The 13,857-nt window shown below is 66.8% G+C and carries 8 protein-coding genes; 4 read left to right on the forward strand and 4 right to left on the reverse strand.

The annotated features are described in order from the left end of the window. Positions 1-154 precede the first annotated feature (154 nt). The 3 genes from ppdK to ACOYJQ_RS05890 form a co-directional block, all read right to left on the reverse strand. Positions 155-2,833: a pyruvate, phosphate dikinase gene (ppdK, locus tag ACOYJQ_RS05880; protein ID WP_433457071.1), complete on the reverse strand. Its 2,679-nt coding sequence runs from the start codon at positions 2,831-2,833 to the stop codon at positions 155-157. 463 nt (positions 2,834-3,296) lie between these two features. After that, positions 3,297-5,441 carry a glycine--tRNA ligase subunit beta gene (glyS, locus tag ACOYJQ_RS05885; RefSeq protein WP_433457192.1) on the reverse strand — a complete coding sequence of 715 codons (2,145 nt, stop codon included), beginning with the start codon at positions 5,439-5,441 and terminating at the stop codon, positions 3,297-3,299. 50 nt (positions 5,442-5,491) lie between these two features. Next, positions 5,492-6,424 carry a glycine--tRNA ligase subunit alpha gene (locus tag ACOYJQ_RS05890; protein WP_433457073.1) on the reverse strand — a complete coding sequence of 311 codons (933 nt, stop codon included), beginning with the start codon at positions 6,422-6,424 and terminating at the stop codon, positions 5,492-5,494. Positions 6,425-6,597: 173 nt separating this feature from the next. Between ACOYJQ_RS05890 and lepA the strand changes: the two genes are divergently transcribed. The 4 genes from lepA to ACOYJQ_RS05910 are packed head-to-tail and all read left to right on the forward strand — an operon-like array spanning position 6,598 to position 12,616. Continuing rightward, positions 6,598-8,403, forward strand: a complete 1,806-nt coding sequence (gene lepA, locus ACOYJQ_RS05895) for a translation elongation factor 4 (protein ID WP_433457074.1) — start codon at positions 6,598-6,600, stop codon at positions 8,401-8,403. A gap of 48 nt (positions 8,404-8,451) precedes the next feature. Beyond that, the gene (locus ACOYJQ_RS05900; RefSeq protein ID WP_433457075.1) at positions 8,452-8,727 is read left to right on the forward strand and encodes a CopG family ribbon-helix-helix protein; all 276 of its coding nucleotides are present in this window, start codon (positions 8,452-8,454) and stop codon (positions 8,725-8,727) included. Continuing rightward, positions 8,724-9,029 carry a type II toxin-antitoxin system RelE/ParE family toxin gene (locus tag ACOYJQ_RS05905; protein ID WP_433457076.1) on the forward strand — a complete coding sequence of 102 codons (306 nt, stop codon included), beginning with the start codon at positions 8,724-8,726 and terminating at the stop codon, positions 9,027-9,029. Before ACOYJQ_RS05900 ends, ACOYJQ_RS05905 begins: the two co-directional genes overlap by 4 nt. A gap of 17 nt (positions 9,030-9,046) precedes the next feature. Next, a complete protein-coding gene (locus tag ACOYJQ_RS05910; protein ID WP_433457077.1) occupies positions 9,047-12,616 on the forward strand; it encodes a PAS domain-containing hybrid sensor histidine kinase/response regulator in 3,570 nt (1,189 codons plus the stop codon). 135 nt (positions 12,617-12,751) lie between these two features. Here the strand turns inward: ACOYJQ_RS05910 and ACOYJQ_RS05915 are convergent, their stop codons facing one another. After that, positions 12,752-13,813 (reverse strand): BMP family ABC transporter substrate-binding protein, encoded by a 1,062-nt coding sequence (locus ACOYJQ_RS05915; protein WP_433457193.1) that lies wholly within the window; start codon positions 13,811-13,813, stop codon positions 12,752-12,754. Positions 13,814-13,857 lie beyond the last annotated feature (44 nt).

Genomic DNA, 13,857 nt, shown 5'->3' on the forward strand with positions numbered 1-13,857 from the left:
CGCCAAATCGGGAAACGCAACGCGCAAAAGCAACGGGGCAAAAGCAACGGGCCCCGCCATCGCCGAAACGATGACGGGGCCCGTTTTTCAGGATTTGGAGGCGCTCCGGCTTTTGTCTACGGCTGAAGAAGCGAAGAACCTTCGGAAACGCGGATCACGCCTGCCCTTCGGCCTTCGTCTTCAGCGCCGCTTGCGCGGCGGCGAGACGGGCGATCGGCACGCGGTAGGGCGAGCACGACACGTAGTCGATGCCGGTTTCCTCGCAGAAGGCGATGGAGGCGGGATCGCCGCCATGCTCGCCGCAGATGCCGAGCTTGATATCGGGACGGGTGGCCCGGCCCTTCGCCACGGCATGCGCCACCAGTTCGCCCACGCCCTCGCGGTCGATGGTCACGAAAGGATCGGACGACAGGATACCCTTCGCGGTGTAATCGCCGAGGAAGGTCGCCGCGTCGTCACGGCTGATGCCGAGCGTCGTCTGCGTCAGGTCGTTGGTGCCGAAGGAGAAGAACTCCGCCGTCTGCGCGATGTCGCCGGCCCGCAGCGCCGCGCGCGGCAGCTCGATCATGGTACCGACCTGATAGTCCAGCGTGACGCCCGTCTCTTGCGCCACGGCCTTCGCCACGGCGTCGATGCGCGTCTTGGTCAGATCGAGTTCGGCCTTCGTCATGACGAGCGGCACCATGACCTCGGGCTTCACGGCCTGCCCCGTCGTCTTCGAGACCTCCGAAGCGGCCTCGAAAATGGCGCGCGCCTGCATCTCGGCGATCTCGGGATAGAGGATCGCCAGACGCACGCCGCGGAAGCCGAGCATCGGATTGAACTCGTGCAGCGCATTGGCGCGCGTGGTCAGCTTGTCCGACGGCACGCCGAGGGCTTCGGCGACTTCGCCGATCTCTTCCTGGGTATGCGGCAGGAACTCGTGCAACGGCGGGTCGAGCAGGCGGATCGTCACCGGCAGCCCCTGCATGATCGTGAACAGCTCCACGAAATCCTGCCGCTGATAGGGCAGCAGCTTGGCAAGCGCCGCGCGGCGGCCAGCCTCGTCGTCGGCGAGGATCATCTCGCGCACGGCGACAATGCGCTTGGCGTCGAAGAACATGTGCTCGGTGCGGCACAGGCCGATGCCCTCGGCGCCGAAGTTGCGCGCCGTCCGCACGTCATGCGGCGTCTCGGCGTTGGCGCGCACCTTCATGCGGCGCACGGCGTCCGCCCAGCCCATCAGCGTGGCGAATTCGCCCGACAGCTCGGGCTCCAGCATCTTCACCTCGCCGGCGATCACCTGCCCGGTGGCACCGTCGATGGTGAGGATGTCGCCTGCCTTCAGCGTGACGCCGCCCGACGAGAGCGTGCCCGCCGCATAGTCGACGCGCACCGAGCCCGCGCCGGACACGCAGGGCTTGCCCATGCCGCGCGCCACCACGGCGGCGTGCGAGGTCATGCCGCCGCGCGTCGTCAGGATGCCCTCTGCGGCGTGCATGCCGTGGATGTCTTCCGGCGAGGTTTCGGCGCGCACCAGGATGACCTTGCGGCCGGCCTTCTTCGCTTCCTCGGCGGCTTCGGACGTGAACACGATCTCGCCCGACGCGGCGCCCGGCGAGGCCGGCAGGCCGGTGGCGAGCACCTTGCGCTCCGCCCTGGGATCGATGGTGGGATGCAGCAACTGGTCGAGCGCGCCGGGCTCGATGCGGGCGACGGCCTCTTCCTGCGTGATCAGGCCCTCGGCGGCGAGATCGACGGCGATCTTCAGGGCCGCCTTGGCCGTGCGCTTGCCGTTGCGCGTCTGCAACATCCACAGCTTGCCGGACTCGATGGTGAATTCGAGGTCCTGCATGTCGCGGTAATGCCTCTCCAGCAGCTTGTAGATGCGCACGAGCTCCGCATAGGCGTCCGGCAATGCCGTCTCCAGCGAGGGGCGCGTGGAGCCGGAGGCGACGCGGGCCTTTTCCGTGATGTCCTGCGGCGTGCGGATGCCGGCGACGACATCCTCGCCCTGGGCGTTGATGAGGAACTCGCCGTAGAGTTCCCGCTCGCCGGTGGAGGGGTTGCGCGTGAAGGCGACGCCCGTCGCGGAGGTCTCGCCGCGGTTGCCGAACACCATGGCCTGCACGTTCACGGCCGTGCCCCAGTTCGCGGGAATATCGTGCAGCTCGCGATACTTGATGGCGCGGGCGTTCATCCACGAGCCGAACACGGCGCCGATGGCACCCCAGAGCTGCTCCTTCGGGTCCTGCGGGAAGGGCTTGCCGGTCTCGCGCTCGACGATTTCCTTGTAGCGCTTGACCAGTTCGCGCCAGTCGGCGGCGGTCAGTTCCGTATCGAGTTCGACGCCCTTGTGCTCCTTGTACACTTCGAGCACTTCCTCGAAGTGATGATGGGCGACGTCGAGCACCACGTTGCCGTACATGTTGATGAAGCGGCGGTAGCTGTCCCATGCGAAGCGCTCGTCGCCCGCGGCGGCGGCGACGGCGGAGACCGCATCGTCGTTCAGGCCGAGGTTGAGCACGGTGTCCATCATGCCCGGCATGGAAGCGCGCGCGCCCGAGCGCACGGAAACGAGCTGGGGATTGCCGGCATCGCCGAACGCCTTGCCGGTCTGGCGCGAGATCTGCGCCAGGGCCTCCTCGACGGCCTGCTCGAGATCCGGCGGATAGCTCCGGCCGTTCTCGTAGTAGTAGGTGCATACATCAGTCGTGATGGTGAAGCCGGGGGGAACAGGCAGACCCAGGTTGGCCATTTCGGCAAGGTTGGCTCCCTTGCCGCCGAGCAGGTTGCGCATGTGAGACGCGCCTTCAGCCTGACCGTCACCGAATGTGTAGACCCATTTCGTCATTTGGCGTTCGCCTTTTAGAGCATGATCCCGGACTCGCCGCATACGCGGGAACTCCCGGAAGGTGATGTGCCTCAACAAAGGAACGGCGCGCAACGACATCCGACGCCGGTGCCGCCAAGCTCCATCCCGCTTCGAGCGGAACGACCGCCACGCCGGTACGGCAATCCCGTCCGGGCGAACGGCCATTCCCGCGACCTGCCGCGCGGCGCGCCGGCCCGCGGACCTCCGCCCGCCCGCATGCGGACAGAAACGGCATGGCCTGCAAGGTGCGCCGGTCCACCAGAGAACGTTTCCGCGTCCGCAATAACCCGGATGCGAAATCGGGCTCAAGACGCTTGGCGCATTCGCGCGCAAAATGCAATGCGATATCTAGTGGAATATGCTTAAAGAACGATGCCGGACACGTTGCACGCGCATTCACGCCATCCGAAACGTGTCGGCGATCGCGTTTCATCGCATCGTCTCAACCGCCTGTCACGCCGAAATCGGCGACCGTATGCATCGCGGTGCGAAGCGCATCGAGCAACCGCAGTCGATTCGCGCGCAGGTCGCCGTCGTCGGCGTTCACCGTCACCGCCTCGAAGAAGGCGTCGACGGCCGGGCGCAGCTCGGCGAGCGAACGCATGGCCGCCGCGAAGTCCTCGCGGGCGATCGCCGCATGCGCCTCCGCGCGGGCGAGGCGCAGCGCCTCCACCAGCGCCCGTTCCTCATCCTGCCCTCTGGCGAGGATCAGCGCGACGTCGGCCCCGCCATCATAGGTGCGGCCGTCCTTCTTCTCCTCGATGCGCAGGATATTGGCGGCGCGCCGGTAGCCGGCCAGCAGGTTGGCGCCGTCCTCCGTATCCAGAAAGCGCGCCAGCGCCTCTAGACGGCGCACGACGAGCAGCAGGTCGTCCTGCCCGCCGAGCGCGAACACGGCGGCGATCAGATCGTGCCGCGCGCCCTTGTCGCGCAGGTGAACGGTGAGCCGGTCCGCGAAGAAGGACAGAAGATCCGCGATCGCCGCCGCCTTGTCCGCCTTCACCGGCAGCGCCTCGAAGGCGGTATCGAGCAGCGTCGCGAGCGGCAACCGGAGGTTGTTTTCCAGCACGAGCCGAATCACGCCGAGCGCCGCCCGGCGCAGCGCGAACGGGTCCTTCGAGCCCGTGGGCTTTTCATCGATGGCCCAGAAGCCCGCAAGCGTGTCGAGCTTGTCGGCGAGCGCCAGCGCCACGGAGACCGGCGCGGAAGGCGTCGTGTCGGACGGCCCTTGCGGCTTGTAGTGCTCCTCGACGGCGGCCGCGACGGCCGCATCCTCGCCCTGCGCCGCCGCGTAATAGCGGCCCATCAGCCCCTGCAACTCGGGAAATTCGCCGACCATCTCGGTGACGAGATCGGCCTTGGCGAGCGCCGCCGCGCGCGCCACCAGCGCCGCGTCCGCCCCGACGAGCGGAGCGAGGAAGCTTGCAAGCCGGCCGATGCGTTCGATCCGCGCCGCCTGTGTGCCGAGCTTTTCATGGAAGACGATATTGAGCGCCTTCAGCCGCTCCAGCCGCTGATCGAGCGGCGAAAGCGCGCTGCCGGCGAACTCCGGCAGCGGCTTCCGGTCGGTTTCCCAGAAGAAGCGCGCGTCCGACAGGCGCGCGCGCACCACGCGCTCGTTACCCGCCACGATCGCCGCGCCGCCGTCCGATGCCTCGATATTGGCGACGAGAATGAAGCGGTTTGCGAGCTTGTCCGTGGAAGCCTCTCTGAGAACGAAGCATTTCTGATTCGCACGGATAGTCGCCCGGATGACCTCCGGCGGCACCGCGAGGAAGGCTTCGTCAAAGCTGCCGAGCAGCACCACCGGCCATTCGACAAGGCCCGCGACTTCTTCCAGCAGCCCTTCGTCGGGAACGATATCGAGTCCCTGCGCGAAGGCGAGCGTGTTGGCGTCCGCCAGGATGCGGCGCTTGCGCTCGTCGAGGTCGAGCACGACATGCGCCTTTTCGAGGGCGGCGACATAATCGTCGAAGCGGCGCACGAGGATGAGCCCGTCGGACATGAAGCGATGGCCGACCGTGACGTCGGACGCCCGCAGGCCGTCGATGTCGAGCGGCACGACATCGGGCAGTTCCGTCTCCGGGCCGAATGTGCAGAGGATCGATTGCAGCGGCCGCACCCAGCGCAGGCTGCCCGGCTCGCGCGAGGCGTCGCCCCAGCGCATGGACTTGGGCCACGGAAAGGCGCGCACCACGGCGGGGATGATGTCGGCGAGCACCGCGGCGGTCTCGCGCCCCTCGCGCCGCAGGCGGGCGACGTAGAACTCCCCCTTCTTCGGGTCGGCGACGACGGTCGCCTCATCGATGGAAGCGAGCCCGGCGCTTTTCAGAAAGCCCTGCACGGCGGCCTCGGGCGCGCCGACGCGCGGCCCCTTGCGTTCCTCGTCGATGTCGGGCTGGCGGGCGGGCAGGCCGGCGACATGGAGCGCGAGGCGGCGCGGCGTGACGTGCGCCACGGCTCCCTCATAGACCAGGCCGTGCTCCACGAGCGCGTCGGTGACGAGTTTTTTCAGGTCCTCGGCCGCCTTGCGCTGCATGCGGGCGGGGATTTCCTCGGAGCGGAGTTCAAGAAGCAGGTCGGGCATCGGTCGCGGCTTTTCTGTATTCGGATCGGGTGCGGGAATGGTGAGGCGCGTCAGGCCGCGCCGCCACCTTCCGTTTGCAGCCATGCCGCGCCGCACGCCTTGGCAAGTTCGCGCACGCGCAGGATGTAGCTCTGGCGCTCCGTCACCGAGATGACGCCGCGCGCATCGAGCAGGTTGAAGGCGTGCCCCGCCTTGAGGCACTGGTCATAGGCCGGCAGCACCATGAGATGACGGCCGTCTTCCGTGGCGCCCTTGTCGAGCAGCGCGCGGCATTCCTCCTCCGCCTCGCGGAAGCGGCGAAACAGCGCCTCCGTGTTCGCGTACTCGAAATTGTAGCGGGAATATTCCTGCTCGGCTTGCAGGAACACCTGCCTGTAAGTCACCTTCTCCGCGCCGTCGCGGCCGTTGAAGTTGAGGTCCATGATGCTTTCGACGTTCTGGAGATAGCAGGCCAGACGCTCCAGCCCGTAGGTCAGCTCGCCGGAGACCGGCTGGCACTCGATGCCGGCGACCTGCTGGAAATAGGTGAACTGGCTCACCTCCATGCCGTCGCACCAGCATTCCCAGCCGAGCCCCCAGGCGCCGAGCGTGGGATTTTCCCAATCGTCCTCGACGAAGCGCACGTCGTGGACGCGCATATCGATGCCGATGGCTCCCAGCGAGCGCAGGTAAAGCTCCTGCAAATCCGGCGGGTTCGGCTTCAGGATGACCTGGAACTGGTAATAGTGCTGGAGGCGGTTGGGGTTCTCGCCATAGCGCCCGTCCTTGGGCCGGCGCGAGGGCTGGGCGTAGGCTGCCTTCCAGGGTTTGGGCCCGAGCGAGCGCAGCATGGTGGCCGGATGCGAGGTGCCCGCGCCCACTTCCATGTCGTAGGGCTGGAGAATCACGCAGCCCTCCGCCGCCCAGAATCGCTGCAAGGTGAGGATCAGCCCCTGAAAGGAGCGGGCGGGATGAAGGGGGTCGTGCGTATCGGGCGTGATCATGCTTTTCGGCGGCTCGCGGGGCGATCTGGAGTTGCGACAAACTAGTCCGCGAGACCGTCAAGTCAAGGTGCCGAATGCGCGGAAATCCCCGGCGGCGGGGGCGAATCCATTTATTCCGTGAGTCGGGCCTCGTGCCACTTGGCGGCGGACGCGCGGGCTGATATGGCGTTGCCATGACTGCGCACAGCTTTGACAACATCCGCAATTTCTCGATCGTGGCCCATATCGACCATGGCAAGTCGACGCTCGCCGACCGTCTCATCCAGACGACCGGCGCCCTGTCCGATCGCGACATGGTGGAGCAGGTGCTCGACAGCATGGATATCGAGCGCGAGCGCGGCATCACCATCAAGGCGCAGACCGTGCGCCTGGAATACAAGGCGCAGGACGGCAAGACCTATATCCTGAACCTGATGGACACGCCCGGCCACGTCGACTTCGCCTATGAGGTCTCGCGCTCGCTCGCGGCCTGCGAGGGCTCGCTGCTGGTGGTCGACGCCTCGCAGGGCGTCGAGGCGCAGACGCTCGCCAACGTCTATCAGGCGCTCGACGCCAATCACGAGATCGTGCCCGTCCTCAACAAGATCGACCTGCCCGCCGCCGAGCCGGAGCGGGTGAAGGAGCAGATCGAGGAAGTGATCGGCATCGACGCCTCGGAGGCCGTCGAGATTTCCGCCAAGACCGGCCTCAACATCGAGGGCGTGCTGGAGGCCATCGTCGCCCGTCTGCCGCCGCCGAAAGGCGACGAGACCGCGCCGCTGAAAGCGCTGCTGGTCGATAGCTGGTACGACGCCTATCTCGGCGTCGTGGTGCTGGTGCGCATCGTCGACGGCCAACTGAAGAAGGGCCAGACCATCCGCATGATGGGCACCGGCGCCACCTATCAGGTGGAGCGCGTCGGCGTGTTCCGCCCCAAGATGACGCCCGTCGACGCGCTCGGCCCCGGCGAGGTGGGCTATCTCACCGCCTCCATCAAGGAGGTGGCGGACACCGCCGTCGGCGACACCATCACCGAGGACCGGCGCCCCTGCGCGGCGCCCCTGCCCGGCTTCAAACCCGTGCAGCCGGTCGTGTTCTGCGGCCTCTTCCCGGTCGACGCCGCCGACTTCGAGGATCTGCGCGCGGCGATGGGCAAGCTGCGCCTCAACGACGCGAGCTTCTCCTTCGAGATGGAGACGTCGGCCGCGCTCGGCTTCGGTTTCCGCTGCGGTTTTCTCGGACTGCTGCATCTCGAAATCATCCAGGAGCGGCTGGAGCGCGAGTTCAATCTCGACCTGATCTCCACCGCGCCGTCGGTCGTCTACCAGCTCAAGATGCGCGACGGCTCGTCGCTCGACCTGCACAACCCGGCCGACATGCCGGACGTGATGGCGATCGAGGAAGTGGCCGAACCGTGGATCCGCGCCACCATCCTGACGCCGGACGATTATCTCGGCGCCATCATCAAGCTCTGTCAGGACCGGCGCGGCGAGCAGGTCGACCTCAACTATGTCGGCAAGCGCGCCATGGTGGTCTATGACCTGCCGCTCAACGAAGTGGTGTTCGATTTCTACGACCGGCTGAAATCCATCTCGAAAGGCTACGCCTCCTTCGATTACCAGATCACCGAGTACCGCACCGGCGATCTCGTCAAGATGTCGATCCTCGTCAACGCCGAGCCGGTGGACGCGCTTGCCATGCTGGTGCATCGCACGCGGGCGGAGGCGCGCGGGCGGGCCATGTGCGAGAAGCTCAAGGAGCTGATCCCGCCGCACATGTTCCAGATCCCTGTGCAGGCCGCGATCGGCGGCAAGATCATCGCGCGCGAGACCATCCGGGCGCTGCGCAAGGACGTGACCGCCAAGTGCTACGGCGGCGACGTCTCGCGCAAGCGCAAGCTGCTCGACAAGCAGAAGGAAGGCAAGAAGCGCATGCGCCAGTTCGGCAAGGTCGAGATTCCGCAGGAAGCCTTCATCGCCGCGCTGAAAATGGACGATTGACGGCAGGCGTGGCATAATGCCCGTTGTTTCATGTGGGGATTTCGAACCATGTCCGCCGCTGCGACCACGACATCCATGACCATCGACATCCGGCCGGAGGTCAAGGAAAAGCTGGACCGGCTCGCCGCCGACACGCGCCGCAGCCCGGCCGCCCTTGCCGATGAGGCGCTCTCCGCCTATCTGGATCACGAGCTTGAGATCGTCGAGGGCATCAAGCGCGGCATGGCGGATGTCAGGGCCGGGCGCACCGTGCCGCATGAGCAGGTGATGGCCGAGGCACGCCAGATCGTTGCCGAAGCAAAGAAGATGGCCGGCTTCAAGTGAGGCCGATCATCTGGTCAAAGGAGGCACGGAGCGACTATTTCTCCATCCTCCGCTATATCGCGAGCGATAATCCGGCCGCGGCCGACAAAGTTGTTGATGCGATCGAGGCGGCCGGGAACGCGCTTGGTGACTTCCCTACCGGCAGGCCGGGCCGCGTCACAGGCATGTATGAAAAATCCGTCACCCGTCTGCCTTATGTCATCGCCTACGAATTGCACGCCGTTGCAGATCAGGAGATCGTTTTCATTCTCCGCGTGATCCACACCTCACGCAACTGGCCGACCGAAGGCTGGCCGCCGTGAAACCCGGTTGGTAGAACATGGCTGCCTGGGTCGTCGTCATCGTTGCCCTCATTTACCTGTGCGGCCTGTTCGCGGTGGCGCATGCGGGCGACACGTTCGGCCGGCGGTTGATGGGCGGCGGCGCGCGTTCCAGCATCTATGCGCTGACACTCGCCGTCTATTGCACCTCGTGGACCTTCTTCGGCTCGGTGGGGCTCGCCGGCCGGTCGGGGCTCGACTTCCTCACCGTCTATATCGGCCCCGTCCTGCTGCTCGGCCTCGGCTTCCGCTTCATCGCGCGGGTGGTGGAACTCGCCAAGACGCAGAACATCACCTCCATCGCCGATTTCCTCGCCGCCCGCTACGGCAAGAACGACCGCGTCGCGGTGCTGGTGACGTTGATCGCAGCCGTCGGCGTCATTCCCTATATCGCTTTGCAACTCAAGGCTGTATCGTCATCTCTTACGGTCTTTCTCGAAGCGGCGCCGGATATCTCCTTTCTGCCGCCGGAGGCGCTCGGCGTCGATCTCGCCTTCGTCGTCGCGGCCGTGCTCGCGGTCTTCGCGGTGGCGTTCGGCACCCGCCACGTCGACGCCACGGAGCATCAGGACGGGCTGGTGCTCGCCATCGCGCTGGAGTCGCTCGTCAAGCTCGTCGCGTTCCTGACGGTCGGCGTTTTCGTCACCTACGTCATGTTCGACGGCGTGGGAGACATCCTCGCGCGGGCGACGGTCGCGTATCCGGGCAGCGATATCCAGCATCGGACATCCAGCCCCGTCACGTTCCTGACGCTCACGCTGCTGGCGCTGAGCATGGCGATGCTGCTGCCGCGCCAGTTCCACATGACCATCGTCGAGAACCGCGACATCTCGGACGTGCGCCGCGCGGCATGGATGTTCCCGCTCTATCTGGTCGCCATCAACCTGTTCGTGCTGCCGCTGGCGCTCGCGGGACAGGCGACCTTCACGGGCGATGCCGTCGACCCCGACATGACGGTGCTGGCGCTGCCGCTCTCGGCGGGCGCGCACGGAATGGCGCTGATCGCCTTCATCGGCGGGCTGTCGGCCGCGACCGCGATGGTGATCGTCGATTCGGTGGCGCTCGCCATCATGATCTCGAACGATCTCGTCATTCCCTTCATCCTGCGCCGGCGGGCGCGCGCCAACACGCACAACACGGGCGATCTCAGCGGCTTCGTGCTGCTCGTGCGGCGCGGCTCCATCGTCATCGTGATCCTGCTCGCCTACGTTTATTACCGGGTTTCGGGCGAAGCGGCGCTGGCGTCGATCGGCTTCCTGTCCTTCGCCGCCATCGCGCAGCTCGGCCCGGCCTTCGTCGGCGGCTTCGTCTGGCGGCGCGGCACGGCGCTCGGCGCGAGCGCGGGGCTGATCGCCGGCTTCCTGACCTGGGCCTACACGCTGCTGCTGCCGAGCCTCGCCGGAAACAGCGGCCTTGCCGGCGACAACAGCGACTGGGCGACTTTCGTGGCGCAGGGGCCGTTCGCCATCGAGGCCCTGCGGCCGACGGCGCTTTTCGGCACCGACCTGCCCGAGCTCACGCACGGCGTGCTGTGGAGCCTGTCGGTGAACCTCGCCGCCTATGTCGTGTTCTCGCTGCTGCGCCCCGAAACCGCGCTGGAGCGGTTGCAGGCCAATGTGTTCGTCGGCTCGGACGGTGCGCCGCTCGGCCTCGTGCAGACGTTCTGGCTACGCCGCTCGCCGGTGTCCGTGGAAGACCTGAGGGGCGTCGTCGCCCGTTATCTGGGCCGCGAACGCGCCGAACGCGCCTTCGAAAGCTTTTCCGCCCACCGCGGCGGGCCGACCTCCGGCGAGGCCGACATCCACCTGTTGCGCTATGCGGAACATCTGCTCGCCTCCGCCATCGGCGCATCCTCGTCGCGGCTGGTGCTGTCGCTGCTGCTGCGCGGGCGCAATCTTTCCACGCACGATGCCCTGCGGCTGCTGGACGACGCCTCCGCCGCCATCCAGTACAACCGCGACATTCTCCAGCACGGGCTCGACCATGCCCGGCAGGGCATCACCATCCTCGATCGCGACCTGCGGCTGATCGGCTGGAACCGCGCTTATCGCGATCTATACGACCTGCCGCCGCATCTCGTGCGCTTCGGCGTCGGCATCGACGAAATCCTGCGCTACAATGCCGAACGCGGCTCCTATGGGCCGGGCAAGGCGGACGATCTCGTCACGGCGCGGCTGGCGAGCCTCGTCAACGACGTCGAGCCCGCGCGTCTGCGTCTATATCCGGCCAACCGCGTCATCGAGGTGCGCTCCAATCATTTGCCGGATGGCGGCGTGGTGACGACCTATACGGACATCACCGAGGCGGCGGCGGAAGAGGAGGCGCTTGAAAAGCGCGTGCGCGAGCGCACGGAGGAGCTGACCCAGCTCAATCTCGCCCTTACCCGCGCCAAGGCGGAGGCCGAGGAAGCCAATGCCTCGAAGACCCGCTTTCTCGCGGCCGCGAGCCACGACATCCTGCAACCGCTGAACGCCGCCCGTCTCTATGCGACATCGCTCGTGGAACGCGACCGCAAGGCGCATAATGCGGCGCTCGCCGAAAACATCGAGGCGTCGCTCGACGCCGTCGAGGAAATACTGACGGCGCTTCTCGATATCTCGCGCCTCGACGGCGGCGTCATGCAGGCGGAAATGACCAGCCTGCGTATCGATGAGCTTCTGCACCGTCTTCAGCGCGAGTTCGGCATGGATGCGCGGGAAAAGAACGTGGAACTGCGGGTCGTCGCCCCGGCGCTCACCGTGCGCTCCGACCGGCGGCTGCTGCGGCGGCTGCTGCAAAACCTCGTCTCCAACGCCATCAAATATACGCCCTCGGGGCGGGTGCTCGTGGGCGCGCGCCGGCGCGGCAGCCACCTGCGCATCGAGGTGTGGGATACCGGCCTCGGCATCCCGGCCGATCAGCAGCATCTCGTCTTCCGCGAGTTCCAGCGCCTTCAGCAGGGCGCGAAGGTGGCGCGCGGGCTGGGGCTCGGCCTGTCCATCGTCGAGCGCATCGGCCGCGTGCTGAACCATCCGGTTTCCCTGTGCTCGGAGCCCGGCAAGGGCACCGTCTTCATGGTGACGGTGCCGCTGGCGGAAGCCGTCGCGCCCGAGACGCGGGAAGCGCCGCCCGCCGTGACGCCGGCGACCGGACTCGAAGGGCTCGACGTTCTCGCCATCGACAACGAACCGACCATCGTGGACGGAATGCGTCAGTTGCTCGGCGGCTGGGGCTGCGCCATCACGACCGCGGAAGGGCTGGACGCGGCGCTGGACAAGCTGGCGCGCAGCCCGCGTTCGCCGGAAGTGATCATCGCCGATTATCACCTCGACCAGGGCGACGGGCTCGCCGCCATCGCGGTGTTGCGCGCGCGGCTGCGCCGCCAGGTGCCGGCCATCCTGCTCACCGCCGACAGGTCGCCGGCCGTGCGGCAACAGGCGGAAGCGGCCGGGGTGCACGTGCTGCACAAACCGCTGAAACCCGCCGTGCTGCGCGCGTTGCTGACACGCTGGCGGGCGGTGAGCGAACGGACGCCTGTCGAGCCCGCGGCGGAGCGGGAGGCCCCGCCGCCGACTCTCGCCGGTGAATGAGGCGGCGGCAGCCCGTTTGATCGGAACGCGCTCTATAGCAGTTTGCGTTCAAATCGATCCATCGAATTGAATGCAAGCTGCGGTAAAGTATAAAATTTAGAGCGGCGTGACGATTCCGCTTGAATGTACGCCGCTCTAACTCTGCACGCCCTCGGCGAGCCAGTCCATCTTCAGCAGGTCGGCGTCGCTGATGGTTTCGCCGGCCGCGATGCGCACATCGCCCTTCTGGTCCTTCACCGGCCCGGTGAAGGGGTGCAGCGTCCCGGCCGCGATGGCGTCCTTGACGGCATCGGCCTGCTTGCGCACGTCCTCGGACAGCGACTCGTTGTAGGGAGCAATCCTGATCAGGCCCTGCTTGAGCCCCCACCACGTGTCATCCGACTTCCACGCGCCGTCGAGCACCAGCCTGACGCGCTCCTTGTAATAGGGCGCCCAGTCATAGACGATAGCGGTGAGATGCGCCTTCGGCGCAAAGCGCGACATGTCGCTCGCCTGGCCGAAGGCGAAAGCGCCGCGCGCCTCCGCCACCTGCATGGCGGCGGGGCTGTCGACATGCTGGGCGATGACATCGGCGCCGCCGTCGATCAGCGCCTTGGCGGCGTCCGCTTCCTTGCCCGGATCGTACCACGAGTTCAGCCAGATCACCTTCACCGTCAGATCGGGCCGCACCTTGCGCGCCGCGAGGATGAAGGCGTTGATGCCCATGATGACTTCGGGAATCGGGAACGAGGCGACATAGCCGACGACGCCGGACTTCGACACGAGCCCCGCGATGGTGCCGAGCACCGCCCGCCCCTCGTGGAAGCGGCCGTTGTAGATGCCCACGTTGGCGGCCGTCATGTAGCCGGTGGCGTGCTCGAAGGCGACCTTGGGGAACTGGCGCGCCACGCGGATGGTCGGCTGCATGAAGCCGAAGGAGGTGGCGAAGATCAGGCCGTTGCCGGCCGTGGCGAGCTGGCGGATGACCCGCTCCGAGTCCGGGCCTTCGTTCACGTTCTCGACGAAAGTAACCTTGACGCGATCGCCATAAGCCTCCTCGACCGCCTTGCGGCCGAGATCGTGCGAATAGCTGTAACCGTGATCGCCGATCGGCCCGACATAGACGAAGCCGACCTTGAGCGGATCGGCGGCGAAGGCCGCCCGGCTTCCGGCCAGAGCCGTCGCGCCGGCGCCCAGGATCGCCGCGCGCCGCGACAGGGAAAACGGGGAAAATTCCGACATCGTGTTTCCTTTCGGAAGCG

Origin of the sequence: Pseudochelatococcus sp., from assembly GCF_050946405.1 — a bacterium.
GTDB lineage: Bacteria > Pseudomonadota > Alphaproteobacteria > Rhizobiales > Beijerinckiaceae > Pseudochelatococcus.

Coding starts and splice junctions, on each gene's coding strand:
- ppdK (WP_433457071.1), bottom strand. CDS start 2,833: ATGACGAAATGGGTCTACACATTCGGTGACGGTCAGGCTGAAGGCGCG.
- glyS (WP_433457192.1), bottom strand. CDS start 5,441: ATGCCCGACCTGCTTCTTGAACTCCGCTCCGAGGAAATCCCCGCCCGC.
- ACOYJQ_RS05890 (WP_433457073.1), bottom strand. CDS start 6,424: ATGATCACGCCCGATACGCACGACCCCCTTCATCCCGCCCGCTCCTTT.
- lepA (WP_433457074.1), top strand. CDS start 6,598: ATGACTGCGCACAGCTTTGACAACATCCGCAATTTCTCGATCGTGGCC.
- ACOYJQ_RS05900 (WP_433457075.1), top strand. CDS start 8,452: ATGTCCGCCGCTGCGACCACGACATCCATGACCATCGACATCCGGCCG.
- ACOYJQ_RS05910 (WP_433457077.1), top strand. CDS start 9,047: ATGGCTGCCTGGGTCGTCGTCATCGTTGCCCTCATTTACCTGTGCGGC.